This window comes from Maribacter luteus (genome assembly GCF_009674825.1).
Taxonomy (GTDB): domain Bacteria; phylum Bacteroidota; class Bacteroidia; order Flavobacteriales; family Flavobacteriaceae; genus Maribacter_A; species Maribacter_A luteus.
Window position 1 is genome coordinate 31,272 of record NZ_WKJH01000002.1, and the last position, 17,992, is coordinate 49,263.

Below are 17,992 nucleotides of genomic sequence, written 5' to 3' on the forward strand. Positions count from 1 at the left end.
TTTAACATATGAGCAAAATCCTTAATAAGTACATCCCCATATTTTATGGTGCTTATTTTAATCTTTGGTCCCACATTGCAAAAAAAAAGGCAGCCGAAAAAGCCTTTATGCTATTCTGTACCCCTAGAAAAGGGAAGGTTCTCGATCTGCAACGGGAATTTTTGGATGAAGCCAAAAGCAATAGGATCAAAACAAACGGCCTTGAACTGCAGACCTATCAATGGAAAGGAAATAAAGAGACCGTACTTTTAATCCACGGATGGGAAAGCAATGTCTTTCGCTGGAGAAACCTTATTTCGTATTTAAAGAAAGAAGACTATAACATCATCGCATTTGACGCTCCCGCCCAAGGATATTCAACAGGCAAAATATTGAACGTTCCTTTGTATACGGAATGTACCCAAGCCATAATCGACCAATATAAGCCAAAATATGTCATAGGTCATTCTATGGGTGGCATGACCACTTTATATCATGAGGAAAAATACCCGAATAGGATTACGGAAAAGCTCATTACTATTGGTGCCCCTTCCGATCTCGAAGATATCATGAACCATTATCAAAGACTATTGCGTTTCAATGATAAGGTACTTGAAGGGTTAAATGAATACCTTAATGAAATTTACGGATTTGGGATCAAAGATTTTTCAACCTCGAAATTCAAAGGTCATTTACCTAAAAAAGGTCTGGTGATCCATGATAAGGAAGACCCGATAGCACCTTTCATCGCTTCGGAGAAGGTCCACGCCCAATGGGAGAACAGTTATTTATATGTTACCAAAGGCCTAGGACATTCCATGCATCAGGATAATGTGAACCTAAAGATCATTGACTTTTTAAATACCTAGGAAATCGGTATTTTTAAGGGGAATAATCCAGAATCATTTAAAGCGTTTAGACCAAAAACCTCTTTCCATGCAAAATATAGCTCCTTTCCATATTGCCATTCCTGTCCATAATTTAGATGAATGCCGCATCTTCTACAGGGAAGTCTTAAATTGTGAAGAAGGTCGTAGCAGCGACCACTGGGTAGATTTCAACCTATTCGGGCACCAATTGGTCATTCATTACAAACCTAAATCCGAAGAAGCACTGCACACCAATGCCGTAGATGGGAAAAATGTTCCCGTACCCCATTATGGTGTGGTTTTACCGTGGGAGGTTTTCAAAAGCTTTGCCGAGGAACTGAAAACTAAAGGAGTGGATTTTATCATTGAACCCTACATACGGTTTGAGGGGCTTGTAGGTGAACAAGCAACTATGTTCTTCTTAGATCCTGCCGGAAATGCACTGGAATTCAAGGCATTCAAGGATATATCGCAGTTGTTCGCGAAGTAACGCAATTGATGGGTTCTGCACAACTGTATGTAGGTTGCGGTAGAATTGCCGATACCTATTACTCCTTTTTATTCTTAAATTTTTCCCGAAAATAAACGAACACCCCATATAAAAGTCCAAAAACGACGCCTTCCAAGATTTCCCTGATGATGACAGGTTGTGTATATTCCTTTTCCAATATCAAGGAAATTACCACGTACAGCACAATCGCCGCAGCTACTTGTATAAATAATCTTTTCTTGTTCATTCTATACTCTAATATTGATGGAAGGCTTGGGAAACAAATCGTAATACCTCAGGCAAGGATTGCCGCCAATACGTCCAACTATGGCCTCCTTCACGAACCCTATATTCATGGGGAACCTCTTTCTTTCGCATAGCGATATGAACCAAACTATTCCCTTCATATAAAAAATCATCGTCTCCACAATCAATGTACCACCGAACGGACTTCAAATCTTCAACCGAAACACTATCCATTAAATTCAATGCGTTATGCCTTCTAAAATATGCTACAACGTCCTCCTCGGAATGTTCCCCTTCAATAACAGGATATCTAGCTTTTTGTTCTTCCAAGGTCAAAGGACCAACATATGCACTTAACGGACAAGCAGAGGAAAACAATTCGGGATGGTGCATGGCGTACATGAAAGAACCTCCCCCTCCCATTGATAGTCCGGCTATGGCTCGAAACCTTTTTTCACCTTTTATACGATATTCCTGTTCAACATAGGGTAATAATTCCTCAAAAAAGAAATCCTCATATCGCCAATCGTCACCTTGATTAAAATACCCTCTTTTACCCGTATTCGCATCAGGCATTACAATAACCATGGGAGTGGCGGAACCATCCTTTATGGCGTTATCCGCAATTCTCAAAATCTCACCGAATTGCACCCAACCTGTTTGGTCATCCCCCGCACCATGCAATAAATATAACACGGGATAACTTCGTTCAGAAGTCTCATAGTCCGGCGGAAGATAAACCGAATACTTACGCTCGCTTTTCAGGATTTTACTTTTCACGGTCAGATTATCGAAAACCTTACCGTTTTGGGCATTAGCCACAACCATACCCCCTAAGAAAAGACAAAATACCAGCTGAATTCTTTTAATACCAAACATGATTATCACCATTAAAAATATGAACTTACAAGGTAATGAAATATGGCCAGATTCTTTACCGGAATCATAATCTTCAGGACATAAAAATCAATTTATAAAACCATATAGGCCCTGCCCAGGCCCCACCCTATTTCGTAGAAATCAGGGAATGGGATTCCAGACAAAATACAAACCCAAAACCCTCTAAATATGTTCAAATTCTATTTATACCTCCAACTGCCCAAATCGGCCCCTTTTGGAGCACTTTCGGCAATGCGTTTCATGATTTTCGGTACGTACATGCTATTATAGTGCATACGACTAATGGCATTGGGTTGTTCTGGATCACCATTCCAACAATGCTCCGCCTTATCACCGTAGGTCACTTCTCCCCCATAATAGGGTTCCGTGGTACTTTCTAAAAAGTCTTCCATAAGATATACCGCATTGTTCAGGTAATAATTATCCATATCCCCACAATAAATATGGATCTTTCCTTTTAGTTGATTACCTAATTTATCCCAATCCCGTTCCAGAATATGTCGTAGATCGTAATTCTCTTTCCAATATTCAGCAACCTTATGATCTATATCCCCAGACATTTTATCCCATATACGAACAGGATATCCGTTTTCCCCTTGAGGTGAATAGGTAGCTTCCCAAATATCCCATTGTTGTCCCGATCTGGATTTATCGCCCAATACCAGCTCCAGATGATTTCCTTGGCGAAGCGTCGATTGGATTTGCCCTAGATAATTACGATGGGATGGCACTTCCAATTTTTTATGCTCACTGTCATAATAGTATGCATTATCATCTTCATAGATATTGGTAAGGCAATACGCCCTAAAATCAATCGGGTCGGGACAAGCTGCAAAACAACCATTATATTCTTCAGGATATTTCACCTGCACGGCCAAGGCTTCCCAGCCTCCTGTTGAACCTCCGTATAAAAATCGGGACCAACCTTCCCCCATACCACGGAACTGTTTTTCGATCTCAGGAATCAATTCATAAGTGATGGCATCGCCATAAGGACCTTGACTGGCCGAATTCACGGCATAGGAATCATCGTAATAAGGAGTAGGATGTTGTATTTCAACAATCAAAAAACGAGGAAAGTCAGGTTCGTTCCAGCGTTTAAAAAAATCGTAGGACTCCTGTGCCTGAACTATATTGTACCCTTCCATATCAAAACGTTCGGAATATTCAGGTTTCATATTCGGATCAGGTGGCGTGGTACTAAAACCTCCAAAATCGGAGGGGAAATGACCATGGAAGACCATTAGAGGATATTTGGCTTCAGGATGTTCATCAAAACCTTTAGGCAATAATATGTGGGCACCCAAATAGACATCCCTTCCCCAGAATTCGGACAATTTCTCCGATTTAACTTTTATATGCTTTATCCATTCGGTGTCAGCAGGTTCTTCAATAGGTGGAATAACCTCATCCATGACCACATTAACATCCTTGATACCCTCTTCTGTTACCGTGACCTTAAAAGGTTTACTATACAAATTGCCGGGTGACTTGTTCCATTGTTGTCCTTCACCATTATCCATCGGTAATTTAACCGTATGCCCGGTTGACAGATTAAAGGTCTCATACACATGGAGCAAGGCCTGTACATAATACTCCCCCGGAGGCACTTCCCCTAAACTTGGATAAGGATACCCAAAAACGCTATCGTCAAAAACCATGTTCTCCCCTGCCGCCATGCCATCAACATTGATTCCGAAAATCAATTGGGTATTGAGTCCGTCATTGATCTGAAACCGGGGTTCTTTTTCATTGTTATTGGAAAGCATAAGCAATAAACGCCCATCCAGTTCTTGGTTGTTAACGGTTTCGGTAAAGTATACTGTAATTTGGTTCCTGTTCTTATTATTTGGATTTGATTGGCATGCGATTAAACTAATAAGAACAAGAAAGGATAAAGGAAAGAGGTTTTTCATAGGGCTGGTTGATTTTTACCAAAAAGGTACTCATTTACAGCCAACCAATCAAACCCTCAACATATGACCTAGATGCTTTCTAATTTATAGACAGGAATAACATGGTCGATTACGACCGTGATAAAGTAAATGAGCTTAAGCCGGCACAATACCCATTTTGTATAAAATATTGATTACATAAAAAAACCCCAATCGTCATAATTGGGGTTTTGATCTTAATTTTTCGGAATGGATATTACCAGATTTTTACCCTTTCTTCAGGAGCCAAATATAAAGAATCGCCTTCTTTGACATTAAAGGTCGTGTAAAATTCAGGAATGTTCCTGACCACGCCATTTACCCGAAAGTCTGCTGGGGAATGGGGATCGGTATTTATCTGAACCCGTAGTGATTCATCCCTTGCTTTGTTCCTCCAGGATTGGGCATACCCGATAAAAACGCGTTGATCTCCCGAAAAACCATCGATAATGGGAGACTCCTTATCCCCCAACGACATTTTATAGGCTTTTAAAGCAATACTCAATCCGCCGAGATCCCCAATGTTCTCACCAAGGGTAAACTCACCGTTAATATACAGATCAGGTAAAACTTCAAAACCATTATATTGTTCGACCAATGCCGAAGTTCGCTTTTTAAACTCCTCTTTATCTGCTTCGCTCCACCAGTTACGCATGGCCCCATCCCCATCGAAAGTACTTCCCATATCATCAAAACCGTGACCGATCTCATGGCCAATAACGGCTCCAATAGAACCATAGTTAACCGCATCTTCAGCATTCAAATCAAAGAACGGAGGTTGCAAAATAGCCGCCGGAAAAACAATCTCGTTCATGGTCGGATTGTAGTAGGCATTTACGGTCTGTGGGGTCATTCCCCATTCGGTCTTATCAATGGGCTGGCCCAATTTGGCCAATTCCCTATCATATTCCATAAGTGAGGACCTTCTCAAATTACCGTAAAGATCATCTGCCTTTATTTCCAAATCGTAGGCCTTCCATGTATCAGGATATCCGATTTTCGGGGTAAACTTACTTAATTTATCCAAGGCCTCTTTTTTGGTGTCTTCACTCATCCAATCCAAATCCTTGATGCTTACCTCATACGCCTTTAATAGATTATCGACCAAGGTTTCCATTCGTTCCTTTGCTTCGGGCGGAAAATGTCTTTTTACATAAACCTTACCCACAACCTCACCTAATGTTCCATTTACGGTTGAGACACCTCTACGCCATAAAGGTCTTTGTTCTTTTGTCCCTCTAAGTTCTTTACTGAAAAATTCCCAGTTTTGATTATCCAAAGCTTCAGTTAATCGCATAGAATTAGCATCCAAAACACTCCATTTTAAATACGTTTTCCAAGTGTTCAAATCTGTTGATGTGATAATGCCATCAAGCGCCTTCGTATAATCCAACATAAGGACTCCCAATTTGTCTTGCTTGTCTAAACCGGCCTCGCTTAAAAAACCCTTCCAATTGAATTTGGGCATAATGTTAGACAAGGTATCCACTGGAAACATGTTATACAGCGCAACCAAATCACGGGTTTTTTCCTTTTCCATGTGTTTGGATGCAATTTCAGTTTCCAAATCCATCACTTTTTTTGCCGCAGTCGCCCCATTAGGTAAATTGGCCAATTCGAACATCTTTTCAATGTGTGCTATATATTTGGAACGTAATTCCTTTGACCTTTCATCACCCTTTAGATAATACTCACGATCTGGCAACCCCAATCCAGCTTGCCAAGTGTACACCGTGTAAATGGTAGGATCCTTGAAATCCTGATAAATAAAAATCCCCAAAGGAACATTTATCCCCACCTTGTTGGCGTAGGCAAAATAGGTGGCCAAGTCATCATAATCCTTAATCGCATCTATTATGGCAAAATCTTCCATAAGCGGTGAAATCCCTAGTTCATTGCGCTTTTCAATATTCATGAAAGACTTATATAAATCGCCTACTTTTTGCTCATCGGAACCCTCATCGAAATCTCCGGAGGCCGATTCTTCAATTATCTTCTTTACATTATCCTCAGATTCTTCATGTACAATGTAACCAACACCATACGAGGACTTATCGGCCGGTATTTCGGTGTTTTTCACCCAGGTACCATTCACGTAGGCCGTGAAATTATCCCCTGGATTAACCAAGGTGTCCATATATTGTGTTAGAATTCCGGAAGTAACCGCTTTTTCAGGTTGTTCATCCTTGACCTCATTTTTACAGGAAACTCCAGTAAAAACGATTGCCAAAAATGTAGCTTTAAAGACAATTGAATTTTTCATTTATTGTTTTTTGAGTTAGATATGAAGTATGACGGTTCTTTTGGCATTTCGTTACAAAACCATCTTATAAATATACCCAAAACTGCAATAAAAGTTTTTCTACCTTCTACTTCTATGTCTTTCGCGGGCCAATAAGGTGTTTTTCATCAACATGGCAATGGTCATGGGACCAACCCCGCCGGGTACCGGTGTTATATAAGATGCCTTTTTACTCACATGCTCAAAATCGACATCCCCTGTAATGTAATACCCTTTTTCTTTGGTATCATCAGGAACACGGGTTATACCCACATCGATGATGACCACATCGTCTTTCACCATTTCGGCCTTTAGGAATTTGGGTACGCCCAAGGCGGAGATAATAATATCGGCCTGTGAAGTAATCTGGGTGATATTTTTGGTTCTACTATGGGTGAGGGTTACCGTGGAGTTCCCCGGAAATCCCTTACGGCCCATTAGAATACTCATCGGGCGCCCAACAATATGGCTTCTACCAATAACCACGGTATGTTTACCTTGGGTCTCTACCCCATAACGTTCGAGCAATTCCAAAATACCGAATGGCGTTGCCGGAATAAAGGTGCTCATATCCAATGCCATTTTACCAAAGTTGGTAGGATGGAAACCATCTACATCCTTATCTGGATCAATGGCCATGATTACCTTTTGGGTATCTATTTGGTCAGGTAATGGTAATTGTACGATAAAACCATCGATATCGGTATTCTCATTCAACTCCTTTATCTTTTTCAACAATTCGATCTCAGAAGTAGTACTTGGCATTTGCACCAAGGTAGATTCAAAGCCGACCCGCTTGCACGAACGCACTTTACTACCGACATAAGTAAGGCTAGCCCCATCATTACCCACGATGATAGCTGCCAAATGAGGAACTTTCTCTCCCTTTTCCTTCATTTTGACGACCTCGGCCGCAATTTCATCCTTTATTTGATTTGAAATTTTCTTTCCGTCTAGAATTTCCATTGGTTCTATTTAGTTGGTTTTAAAATCAGGGACGCATTCCTTTCATGCCACCCATCATCTGCATCATTTTTTTACCGCCACCGCCTTGCATCATCTTCATCATTTTGCTCATTTGGTCAAATTGCTTTAATAGTTGGTTTACCTCTTGAATGGTTCTACCACTACCCTTGGCTATTCTCTTTTTTCTACTGGCGTTTAATTTTGATGGTGTAGAACGCTCATCCGGTGTCATCGAATGAATAATCGCTTCGATATGTTTAAAGGCGTCATCATCGATATCCAATCCCTTCAATGCTTTTCCTGCTCCGGGAATCATACCCATAAGATCTTTGATGTTACCCATTTTCTTGATCTGTTGGATCTGGTTAAGGAAGTCATCAAAACCGAACTTGTTCTTGGCGATTTTCTTTTGGATCTTTCGGGCCTCTTCCTCATCAAACTGTTCCTGGGCCCTTTCAACCAATGAAATCACGTCACCCATTCCCAAAATTCGATCGGCCATTCGCGAAGGATGGAAAACATCGATGGCTTCCATCTTCTCCCCGGTACCGATGAACTTAATAGGTTTATCTACCACGGATTTAATAGATATGGCCGCACCACCACGGGTATCACCATCCAATTTGGTAAGAATCACCCCATCAAAATTAAGGACATCATTAAAGGCCTTTGCGGTATTTACGGCATCCTGACCGGTCATTGAATCTACAACGAACAAGGTTTCCTGTGGTTGTATGGCATCACGGATATTCGATATCTCGGTCATCATCTTCTCATCTACGGCCAAACGACCGGCGGTATCGATGATAACCACATTATGGCCATTTGCCTTGGCATGGGCAACACCGGCTTTAGCTATAGCTACCGGGTCATTGTTTTCCCTGTCGGAATATACCTCAACACCGATTTGGTCACCAACCACATGCAACTGGTCAATTGCCGCAGGACGATAAACATCACAGGCTACCAATAAAGGTTTCTTTGTTTTCTTCGTTTTGAGATAATTCGCCAATTTGCCAGAGAAAGTGGTTTTACCCGAACCTTGTAGCCCCGACATTAAGATAATCGATGGTGTACCCGAAAGATTAATCCCTTCGGTTTCTCCACCCATGAGCTGTGTAAGCTCATCCTTAACGATCTTGACCATTAACTGGCCCGGTTGCAAGGTGGTCAATACATCTTGCCCCAAGGCTTTCTCTTTTACCCGATTGGTAAATTCCTTGGCTATCTTAAAGTTGACATCCGCATCCAACAAAGCCCGACGGACTTCCTTGGTCGTTTCTGCAACATTGATTTCTGTAATCTGCCCATGTCCCTTAAGAACGTGCAGGGCCTTATCTAACTTTTCGCTTAAATTGTCGAACATATGCTTTCCTTATTAGCGGAGGATTGCAAAGTAAAGAAATATAGCGCCCCTAGGCAAGGGAGTGTTAATAACAATGGTCGATTGTTCAGTATTTAATTAATCGCTGATTACTTGACCCATTGATTATTAAAGACAAAAAAAGCACCCATTTAAAATGGATGCTTTCAAAAACTGTGGGGCAAAAATAAGATCGATCTATTTTACAGTTCAAAGAATCAGATTAAATATTCACTTCATAGCAATCTGTTCATCTGATTTTAAAATCTGAACATTGTTCGCATTCCAAACTACAAAAGAAACCCCGATGCAATGTACATCGGGGAGTTCCAAATTTATTTCTTTTCGAAAACAAGACGGTCGTAACCATCATACTCATTCTCATGTTTAAGTTCTAAACGGTTTTCGGTGACCTCGACCACAAGGTAATCATTACCTAATGGATAGAAGTTACTATCCGATCCGAAACGAATGATCATTTCCAACTTACCATCACTGTTTCGATACACAAACCAATTACCTACACTGATCGCGATTGCATCTTGATCAAGTACGGAAATAGTACCATCAACATTGAATTCATAGGTAAAAACGCCATAGGCTTCGGTCAAAGGATCTTCATTTTGGGAAAACAAAGCCAGCTCCCATTGCGAATCATTGAAGAGTCCCCTGATCCAAGTTACATCATTATCGTTCTCATCGTTGTCACAGTTTCTTTCAAGAACCAATTCATAATCAGTCTCAGGAATTTCAAACTTCAACCTTTCGTTAGCTAAAGAAGACAATGGCCACTCGAAATCTACTCCCGGCTCATCCCCCATGGTAATGGCCATAACCAACCTACCTTGTTCATTGGTGGTAACATCCCATGTTCCTTCGGATATCGTATTGTCATTACTAAGTGTTACAACTCCTTCTGCCTCGAAGTTGAATTCGAAACCTAACAACCTTTTTACTTCTTGATCGTCATTGAAAACACGTTTAATTATCCAACTACATTCTTTTAAGGCTCCCCTCAAGGTATCGGGATCATCATTAATAACGTCGCAGCCACTTTTCAGGATTATCCTATCCCCATCACTTACATGTAGCTTAACCACTCCTTCTCCTTGATCATATAAGAACCATTCCAAATTAAAATCGACCAACGTCTCAAACTCCAATTTAAGAAGTAATCCGAATTCAGTTTCCCTAGTACTCCATGCACCTGTCATGTTATTTCCTTCCCAGTCTTTGACCGTTACCGAACCATCTTCATCAAAATTCATGACATAGTCTATGTATTGCTCGGTTTGCGATTGATCGTTCCTTTTCACCTCTTTGACCAATAAAGGACATTCTATCAAATAATCCTCTAAGCCCTCTTGGGTAAAATCATCATCGTTATAATCGTTGTCGTCGTCTTCATCGCAAAGATCTCTTGCATTTTCAATGGCGATGGCCAACTCTGCATTCGAATTCACAATGATTTCACTTTCGTCATAAAGCTTTAAGGTCACGGGGAAATCCATACTGACCAGATCATTCTCGCCCAAGCCGGCAAAGAACCGTCTAAGTTGTTTATCACTCTCTACAGAAACATTACCCGTGGTTTCATTGTTAAGGTTGAAAGTATAGATCGTAATCGGATAAACGAAGTCGATACATTCAATATCATCATCCTCACCTTCTTCTTTACATTCTTGGGCCATTTCCCTTAAATCATCGATTCCATCAATTGTGATTTCGGTATAATCAGCCAGTGTAATGGTAATTGGAAATATAATATCGAGAATATCCTCATCATCTTCCAATGAATCAAAGACCTCTTCGATAGCACCAAGATCTTCTATGCCATTAATGGTCAACTCAACCCCATTGACTTTTACCGTATACGGAAAATTGATATTGAAACAACTTGCCTCATCCACGATATTATCAAAAGACCCATCATTGGAGCAGGTATCCTCTATTAGTTTGGCCGTTGATGAACTTGCTGCAATCGCTTCCGTTTCAACACCTTCTTCCGGTAACGGTTCAAATTCTTCTTGACATGAAGTTAAACTCAACGCCATTACCAGTAGGCCTGTGTAAAATGCGTAACTAAAAAACTTTTTCATAACGATTTGGTATTTTGTTTGTACCCTCTTGAAACAACCCACTTAAAAAAAACCCTACCCTCTGTTTCATTTTTTTCAAATATCTTTGATACAAAACCAATGTTTTGAACAACGACACTAAGGACAACGTATGTAATGAAGAGGTATACAGCGAACTCTTCAAGGCCAATTCAAAAACGGTTTTCAATTACATATATTATAAATATGGGAATGAAGAAAAGGCTTATGATGCTGTACAAGAAGCTTTTGCGAGACTTTGGGAAAATTGCGGCAAAGTTGCCCCTGCCAAAGCAAAGGCCTATGTATACACTATAGCCAACAACCTTTATCTTAACGTGTTAAAGGCCGAGAAAGTTCGTTTAAAATATGCCGACCGGGTCAAAACCACCGACCATGAGACTCCGGAATATGTAATGGAAGAAGGAGAGTTCAATAAAAAGTTGGATAATGCATTGAACGGTCTGCCGGAAAATCAGCGTATAACTTTTCTACTCAATAGGATCGACGGCAAAAAATACGCGGAAATCGCGGAAATGGAAGGAGTAAGTGTTAAAGCTATAGAAAAACGAATGCACTTGGCCTTAAAGTCCTTGAGAGATAAGATTGAAGGCATATAGGTAAGAATGAATTATCGATTATACGGTATAAGGTAGGGTTTTTACAACCATGATTGTTATAACATAGTAAAGGAAGAAATAATGCAAGAGAATTACTTGGCAAAATGGCTCAACAACGAACTCACTGAAGAGGAGCTCGCAGCATTCAAAAAATCTGACGAGTATGCTTCCTATGAGCAAATCGTAGGGGCTTCAAACTCTCTGAAAGCACCTGAATTTGATATTGATAATGCCTTGGAGGCCGTAAAGAACCGAAGAACACTCAACGAACCGAAAGTAATCGGATTAAAACCTTTTAGAAGATTCTTGAAGGTTGCGGCCGCTGTGGCCGTTATCATGATCGGATCTTATTTTTACTTGAATACATTGGATGAAAATTTCACCACCCAATATGCACAAAGCAAAGAAGTACTTCTTCCAGATTCCTCAAAAATAATAATGAATGCTGATTCGGAACTATCTTTCAGTTCTAGAAAGTGGGATAAAAAAAGAAATGTATCCTTAAATGGGGAGGCTTTCTTTAAAGTGGCTAAAGGCAAACGTTTTACTGTATCTACAGAGCAAGGAACGGTGGCCGTTCTGGGCACACAGTTCAATGTTGAGAATCGCGATGGATTCTTCGAAGTTACTTGTTTCGAAGGCTTGGTGAGTGTCACCTATAAAGGCAAGGAAACCAAATTGCCCGCAGGAACATCTTTCATGGTCATTGATGGCAATATCGTTAACGCAGAAAAACCAAATAGCCCAATGCCTTCATGGGTGAATAAGGAAAGTAGTTTCAAAAGCATACCCCTTAAATATGTTTTGGATGAATTTCAAAGACAACATAATGTAATGGTAGAAACCCAAAATATAGACTTGGATAAAGTTTTTACCGGCACTTTTAGCAACACAGATACAGATTTGGCGTTACAAAGTATTAGCGTACCTTCTCACCTTAAGTTTAAATTAGAAGGAAATAAAGTGTTGTTCTATGCCGAAAGTGCACCATAAACCACTTTTAACCATTATAATATGCTTACTGCCGTTTTTTTTCTTCCAAAAGATAATGGCACAGGAAAACAATGGCGTTCCTTTAAGTCTTTCAACTGTCCTCTATGATATCGAAAACAAATATGATATTAAATTCTCCTATGTAGATGAAGATGTAAAAAACATATACATCCCACCGATTTCATCGATGGAACTGCAAGACGTACTGGACCATATTCAAAACCACACCCAATTAAAAATAAAGCGACTGAATGAGCGCTATTACACCATCTCCAAAAGTAAGACCATTGATGTTTGCGCCCAGGTATTGGACAATTACAAAGAAAATACGGTAACCGGTTCCTCTGTAGAGGTTTTAGGAAGCGACATTGCATTGATTACTGACAATCAAGGCCAATTTCATTTAAAAGACATTCCAAGGAATTCCATAATACAGATAAAACATATAGGCTTTAAACCCCTGTTCATAGCTGCCGAAGAACTGATGAGCCATAATCCATGCAAAACATTGCTGTTAGACTTGAATTATGAACAATTGAATGAAGTCATTGTTTATCAATTTTTGACCACGGGGCTTAGCAAAGAAATGGATGCCAGTATTCAAATGACCACAAAGGATTTTGGTATCCTACCCGGATTGATAGAGCCTGATGTCTTACAAACCATACAAGCATTACCAGGTATTGAAAGCATAGACGAAACCGTATCGAACATTAATATACGCGGAGGAACCAATGACCAAAACCTAATTCTCTGGGACGGGATTAAAATGTACCAGTCCGGCCATTTTTTTGGACTCATTTCCGCTTTTAACCCATACCTCACCGACAAAGTGACTTTAATTAAAAATGGTACCAGTGCCCAATACGGAGGTGGCGTAAGTGGCGTCCTTGATATTGAGTCAAAAAATGAGATTACCGGTGATTTTTATGGAGGTGCAGGTTTCAATCTTATCAATGGTGATGTTTACGGAGAAATTCCCATAGCGGACAATGCCGCTTTTCAATTTTCGGCCCGCCGCTCATTGACCGATTTTTTCGACACCCCCACCTACAAACAATTTTTTGACAGGGCATTCCAGGACAGTCAGATCATAGGTAACACAGGACAGACTGAAGAAATAAAAAGAACGGAGGATTTCTACTTCTATGATTTTACGGGAAAATTTCTTTTCGATATAAATCCAGCGCATAAAATTAGGGTCAGTTTTATAAACATTCACAATAAGCTGGATTATTCAGAACAAGACCTCAGCGCCCCAAGCGAAACACAAAGTAGATTAAACCAAACCAATATTTCTTTCGGAGGGAGTTTGGAAAGCGAATGGAATACTGTTTTCTCCAGTAAAATAAACACTTATTACACTAGGTATAATTTAGACTCTGAACATACTACCGTAAATTCACCCCAATTGTTATCGCAAGAAAATGAAGTCATAGAAACAGGATTAAAGGCCAATACCTTTTATAAATTAAGCGAATCGTTGAATTGGCTGAATGGATATGAGTTTACAGAAACCGGGATTTTGAATTTTTCCGATGTAACACAACCGCCATACAGCAACAAAATAAAAGGGGTAATGAGGACACATGTCCTTTTTTCTGAAATGGAATACACATCTCCCAATACCAAGCTCTATGCCCGTGGGGGAATGCGCCTTAATTATAACGAAAACCTCAATACTTTCAGTGAATTACGGCTAGAACCAAGACTCAATGTCAATTATGAATTCGCAAACCATCTAAAAATCGAATTACAAGGTGAATACAAAAACCAAACCACCCATCAGGTAGTTGATCTTGAGCAAAATTTTCTAGGCATAGAGAAACGCCGTTGGTATATTGCAGATCCGGATAACCCTTTGATACCATTACCCATAACCAAAAGTAAACAAGGTTCCATAGGTCTCAATTACGACCATCATAGTCTTTATGTAGGTCTTGAAGGTTTTTATAAAGATGTTAAGGGTATAAGCGCAAGAACCCAAGGTTTTCAAAGTGAAGGGGAATTCAATGAGGAAATAGGCGGCTATACGGTAAAGGGACTTGAATTTTTGATCAATAAAAAAACAAAAAATTATAGTGCATGGTTAAGTTACGGCTACAATGTGAACGATTACCGATTCAATGATATCGATCCCAGAAAGTTTCCGAATAACTTAGACATTAGACACACCATCACCTTTGCCGGGAATTACACCTATAATCAATTTAAATTTGGTGTAGGACTTAATTATAGAACAGGAAAACCATACACAAGACCTGATGCAGAAAACCCAGTGGACAACAATTTTTTCCCAAGTAGAATAGCCTTTGAAAAACCCAACAGTAGTAGATTGCCCGAATATCTTCGTGCAGATGCCTCCGCCATTTACAACTTTAATCTAACACCAAGAATCAAGGCCACCACCGGTATCTCGGTTTTGAATTTCATAAACAGAAAGAATATTTTGAATCGGTATTATCAAATTAATGAAAATGATGAGATAGAAACCGTAGAAAGCATATCTCTTGGCCTAACCCCCAATGTGAGCTTCAGGGTTGCCTTTTAAAACCATTAAAATTCAGGCATTCTATAAAAACCAAAATTAAGCATCCGTTTAATGATTCGATATAACTTAGGAAACTGATTCTCGAATACCTCGGGCGTTTCCACGAAATTCTCTACGGCCACCGCAAAAAATTCATGCACATTGGTTTTACCATAAGCCCTAAAATATCCCGATTCCTCCATCTTTCGGTTGAATTCAGGATTTTTGAACAACCACTTTATTTTTTTCAATCCCAAAAGGAAAACATAAGATCGCGTATAAAATTTATTGGCAACATTAAAGCTGATAGCATGGGCAAATTCATGTACGGCCAAATTGCGATTATCGTTCGGAATCCGAAACCCTTCCAATAAATGATCTGCCGAAAAAACAATGGTCTTCAAACCCGGATTATACTCTCCGTAATGGTCCTTTTTGGTAATTCGGGAATAATACTGAGTAGGATAAACAATGACCCTTTTGATTGATAATATAAGAAAATCTGCCATTCCCAAGGTAAGCATAGCAGCCGTTGCACTTAACAATAAGGTTATCTTTTCCCTTTCCTCTACATCTTCATGAAAATCAATCTTTTTACGCTTTCTAAATCGTACTACCCTCTTTTTGAACTTTTCTTTTTTAGATATGGAAAGTTGATTGAAAAAAGGTAATTGTGAAGCGATCAAACGTTCTTCTTTTTCCGTCAACGGAGGAATCCTTTTGAATGGATTCAAAAAAAATAGGTCCAATGTATAAAAAACGATGTACAGAAAGTAGCCGAACGGCAAGGCCAAGAAAAGTAACGGTACAATATCTTCCGCCGAAATCAGTACATTTATGCCCCCTACCATTTACATACGTTCAGGAACCTGTATCCCCAAAAGTAAAAATGCGGATTGAATTACCTCTCCCACCTTTTTGGACAATTGTACACGAAGTATTTTTCTTTGAACGTCAGATTCACCCAATATGGAAACCTGTTGGTAGAATGAATTGAATTCCTTCACCAGATCATAAGTGTAATTGGCAATCAATGCCGGACTATAATTTTCAGCCGCCAATTGAATAACCTCTGGAAACAATTGAATTTGTTTTAATAGCTCCTTTTCCTTTAAATGCAATTCCATCGAAGAATCAACCGTGGTTGTCCAAACATCCTGGATTTCATTGGCCTTTCGTAAGATTGATTGTATTCGCGCATAGGTATATTGGATAAACGGACCTGTATTTCCTTGAAAATCTACCGATTCTTCGGGATCGAACAAAATACGTTTTTTGGGATCCACCTTTAAGATGTAATATTTTAAGGCACCCAAACCGATCATTTTGTACAACTCCTGTTTTTCAGTTTCGGAATAGTCTTCCAACTTACCTAATTCCTCGGATATGGTTGCGGCTGTCTGGGACATATCATCCATAAGATCATCGGCATCTACTACTGTACCTTCCCTACTTTTCATTTTCCCACTAGGCAAATCGACCATTCCGTAACTTAAATGGTGTAATCTTTCTGCCCATGCAAATCCTAATTTTTTCAGGATCAAGAACAATACCTTAAAATGATAATCCTGTTCATTCCCCACTGTATAGACCATTCCGGTAATATCAGGGTAATCTTTTACACGTTGTATCGCAGTACCTATATCTTGGGTCATATACACTGCGGTCCCATCTGAGCGCAGAACAATTTTTTCATCGAGACCTTCATCGGTAAGATCGATCCAAACACTGCCATCCTCTTTTTTATAAAACACCCCTTTTTCCAATCCTTCAGCAACAACATCCTTCCCTAGAAGGTAGGTGTCACTTTCAAAATACAATTGATCAAAGTCGACCCCAAGGTTTTTATAGGTTTCATCAAAACCTTTGTAGACCCAGCCGTTCATACGTTTCCATAGATCAACGACCTCATCGTCACCAGCTTCCCATTTACGCAACATTTTTTGGGCTTCTATCAAAATGGGGGCTTCTTTCTCCGCAATTTCCTTATCGGTACCATTTGCAACCATTTCGGCAATCTCTTCTTTATAAGCCTTATCGAATGCCACATAATAATTACCGACCAACTTATCGCCCTTTAATCCGGAACTTTCAGGTGTTTCCCCATTACCGAAGCGTTGCCAGGCCAACATACTTTTACAAATATGTATACCACGATCGTTAATGATCTGTGTCTTGTACACTTTTCTACCCGATGCCTTTAAAATCTCGGCGACGGAATATCCCAATAAATTATTACGAATATGACCCAAATGCAACGGCTTGTTGGTGTTGGGAGAGGAGTATTCGACCATTACCGCCTCATTACCGGTTTCCTGAGTATATCCAAAATCACCTTTATCCTTTATCTTATTGAAAAAACCAAGATAATAAGTGTCACTAATTACAATATTCAAAAATCCCTTGACAACATTAAAGCCCGATACTTCCTCAACGTTATTTTGAAGAAACTCCCCAACCTGCTTACCGATCAGTTCCGGATTACCCTTAACGAAACGGAGCATCGGAAATACCACAACAGTGACATCACCTTCAAAATCTTTGCGGGTTGGTTGAAACTCAACAGTCGGCAATTCTACATTAAAAATTGAGTTAATCGCTTCTTTGACCTTGTCTGACAGGACTTCTTGAATGTTCATTTAACTATGTATTATGAGCTGCAAAACTAAACATTTTTTAAGGTTTAATAATGCAGCGATTCCCTAAATCGTTACTAATTGGTTAA

At 39.7% G+C, this 17,992-nt stretch carries 14 protein-coding genes; 5 read left to right on the forward strand and 9 right to left on the reverse strand.

What is annotated here, in order from left to right:
- The first annotated feature begins 8 nt into the window (after positions 1-8).
- Complete coding sequence (locus tag GJ691_RS03335) at positions 9-848, forward strand: alpha/beta fold hydrolase (RefSeq protein ID WP_154363773.1); 840 nt, start codon at positions 9-11, stop codon at positions 846-848.
- Between the two features lie 67 nt (positions 849-915).
- Positions 916-1,338: a VOC family protein gene (locus GJ691_RS19470; protein WP_179955018.1), complete on the forward strand. Its 423-nt coding sequence runs from the start codon at positions 916-918 to the stop codon at positions 1,336-1,338.
- A 58-nt stretch (positions 1,339-1,396) separates the two neighbouring features.
- Here the strand turns inward: GJ691_RS19470 and GJ691_RS03345 are convergent, their stop codons facing one another.
- From GJ691_RS03345 to GJ691_RS03375, 7 genes are all read right to left on the reverse strand, one after another.
- Positions 1,397-1,585 carry a hypothetical protein gene (locus tag GJ691_RS03345; protein ID WP_154363777.1) on the reverse strand — a complete coding sequence of 63 codons (189 nt, stop codon included), beginning with the start codon at positions 1,583-1,585 and terminating at the stop codon, positions 1,397-1,399.
- Positions 1,586-1,593: 8 nt separating this feature from the next.
- Positions 1,594-2,463: an alpha/beta hydrolase gene (locus GJ691_RS03350; protein WP_246200108.1), complete on the reverse strand. Its 870-nt coding sequence runs from the start codon at positions 2,461-2,463 to the stop codon at positions 1,594-1,596.
- 200 nt (positions 2,464-2,663) lie between these two features.
- Entirely contained in the window at positions 2,664-4,400 is a 1,737-nt protein-coding gene (locus GJ691_RS03355) for an alpha/beta hydrolase-fold protein (RefSeq protein WP_154363779.1), read from the reverse strand.
- A 235-nt stretch (positions 4,401-4,635) separates the two neighbouring features.
- On the reverse strand, positions 4,636-6,681 hold the full coding sequence (locus GJ691_RS03360; RefSeq protein WP_154363781.1) for a M13 family metallopeptidase: 2,046 nt from the start codon (positions 6,679-6,681) through the stop codon (positions 4,636-4,638).
- A gap of 99 nt (positions 6,682-6,780) precedes the next feature.
- Positions 6,781-7,665: a bifunctional 5,10-methylenetetrahydrofolate dehydrogenase/5,10-methenyltetrahydrofolate cyclohydrolase gene (locus GJ691_RS03365; protein ID WP_154363783.1), complete on the reverse strand. Its 885-nt coding sequence runs from the start codon at positions 7,663-7,665 to the stop codon at positions 6,781-6,783.
- A 25-nt stretch (positions 7,666-7,690) separates the two neighbouring features.
- Complete coding sequence (gene ffh / locus GJ691_RS03370) at positions 7,691-9,031, reverse strand: signal recognition particle protein (RefSeq protein WP_154363785.1); 1,341 nt, start codon at positions 9,029-9,031, stop codon at positions 7,691-7,693.
- 332 nt (positions 9,032-9,363) lie between these two features.
- Positions 9,364-11,127 carry a hypothetical protein gene (locus tag GJ691_RS03375; protein WP_246200109.1) on the reverse strand — a complete coding sequence of 588 codons (1,764 nt, stop codon included), beginning with the start codon at positions 11,125-11,127 and terminating at the stop codon, positions 9,364-9,366.
- A gap of 104 nt (positions 11,128-11,231) precedes the next feature.
- Between GJ691_RS03375 and GJ691_RS03380 the strand changes: the two genes are divergently transcribed.
- The 3 genes from GJ691_RS03380 (at position 11,232) to GJ691_RS03390 (ending at position 15,288) form a co-directional block, all read left to right on the forward strand.
- Positions 11,232-11,744 carry an RNA polymerase sigma factor gene (locus tag GJ691_RS03380; protein WP_154363787.1) on the forward strand — a complete coding sequence of 171 codons (513 nt, stop codon included), beginning with the start codon at positions 11,232-11,234 and terminating at the stop codon, positions 11,742-11,744.
- A gap of 81 nt (positions 11,745-11,825) precedes the next feature.
- Positions 11,826-12,737, forward strand: coding sequence for a FecR family protein (locus tag GJ691_RS03385; protein ID WP_154363789.1), 912 nt, complete (start codon positions 11,826-11,828; stop codon positions 12,735-12,737).
- Positions 12,738-12,792: 55 nt separating this feature from the next.
- Complete coding sequence (locus GJ691_RS03390) at positions 12,793-15,288, forward strand: TonB-dependent receptor (RefSeq protein ID WP_246200110.1); 2,496 nt, start codon at positions 12,793-12,795, stop codon at positions 15,286-15,288.
- A gap of 5 nt (positions 15,289-15,293) precedes the next feature.
- On the opposite strand, the gene GJ691_RS03395 is transcribed toward GJ691_RS03390, so the two are convergent.
- Both GJ691_RS03395 and argS read right to left on the reverse strand, forming a co-directional pair.
- Positions 15,294-16,118, reverse strand: coding sequence for a zinc-dependent peptidase (locus tag GJ691_RS03395; protein WP_154363793.1), 825 nt, complete (start codon positions 16,116-16,118; stop codon positions 15,294-15,296).
- Positions 16,119-17,906 (reverse strand): arginine--tRNA ligase, encoded by a 1,788-nt coding sequence (gene argS, locus GJ691_RS03400; RefSeq protein WP_154363795.1) that lies wholly within the window; start codon positions 17,904-17,906, stop codon positions 16,119-16,121.
- Positions 17,907-17,992 lie beyond the last annotated feature (86 nt).

Coding starts and splice junctions, on each gene's coding strand:
- GJ691_RS03335 (WP_154363773.1), top strand. CDS start 9: ATGAGCAAAATCCTTAATAAGTACATCCCCATATTTTATGGTGCTTAT.
- GJ691_RS19470 (WP_179955018.1), top strand. CDS start 916: ATGCAAAATATAGCTCCTTTCCATATTGCCATTCCTGTCCATAATTTA.
- GJ691_RS03345 (WP_154363777.1), bottom strand. CDS start 1,585: ATGAACAAGAAAAGATTATTTATACAAGTAGCTGCGGCGATTGTGCTG.
- GJ691_RS03350 (WP_246200108.1), bottom strand. CDS start 2,463: ATGTTTGGTATTAAAAGAATTCAGCTGGTATTTTGTCTTTTCTTAGGG.
- GJ691_RS03355 (WP_154363779.1), bottom strand. CDS start 4,400: ATGAAAAACCTCTTTCCTTTATCCTTTCTTGTTCTTATTAGTTTAATC.
- GJ691_RS03360 (WP_154363781.1), bottom strand. CDS start 6,681: ATGAAAAATTCAATTGTCTTTAAAGCTACATTTTTGGCAATCGTTTTT.
- GJ691_RS03365 (WP_154363783.1), bottom strand. CDS start 7,665: ATGGAAATTCTAGACGGAAAGAAAATTTCAAATCAAATAAAGGATGAA.
- ffh (WP_154363785.1), bottom strand. CDS start 9,031: ATGTTCGACAATTTAAGCGAAAAGTTAGATAAGGCCCTGCACGTTCTT.
- GJ691_RS03375 (WP_246200109.1), bottom strand. CDS start 11,127: ATGAAAAAGTTTTTTAGTTACGCATTTTACACAGGCCTACTGGTAATG.
- GJ691_RS03385 (WP_154363789.1), top strand. CDS start 11,826: ATGCAAGAGAATTACTTGGCAAAATGGCTCAACAACGAACTCACTGAA.
- GJ691_RS03390 (WP_246200110.1), top strand. CDS start 12,793: ATGGCACAGGAAAACAATGGCGTTCCTTTAAGTCTTTCAACTGTCCTC.
- GJ691_RS03395 (WP_154363793.1), bottom strand. CDS start 16,118: ATGGTAGGGGGCATAAATGTACTGATTTCGGCGGAAGATATTGTACCG.
- argS (WP_154363795.1), bottom strand. CDS start 17,906: ATGAACATTCAAGAAGTCCTGTCAGACAAGGTCAAAGAAGCGATTAAC.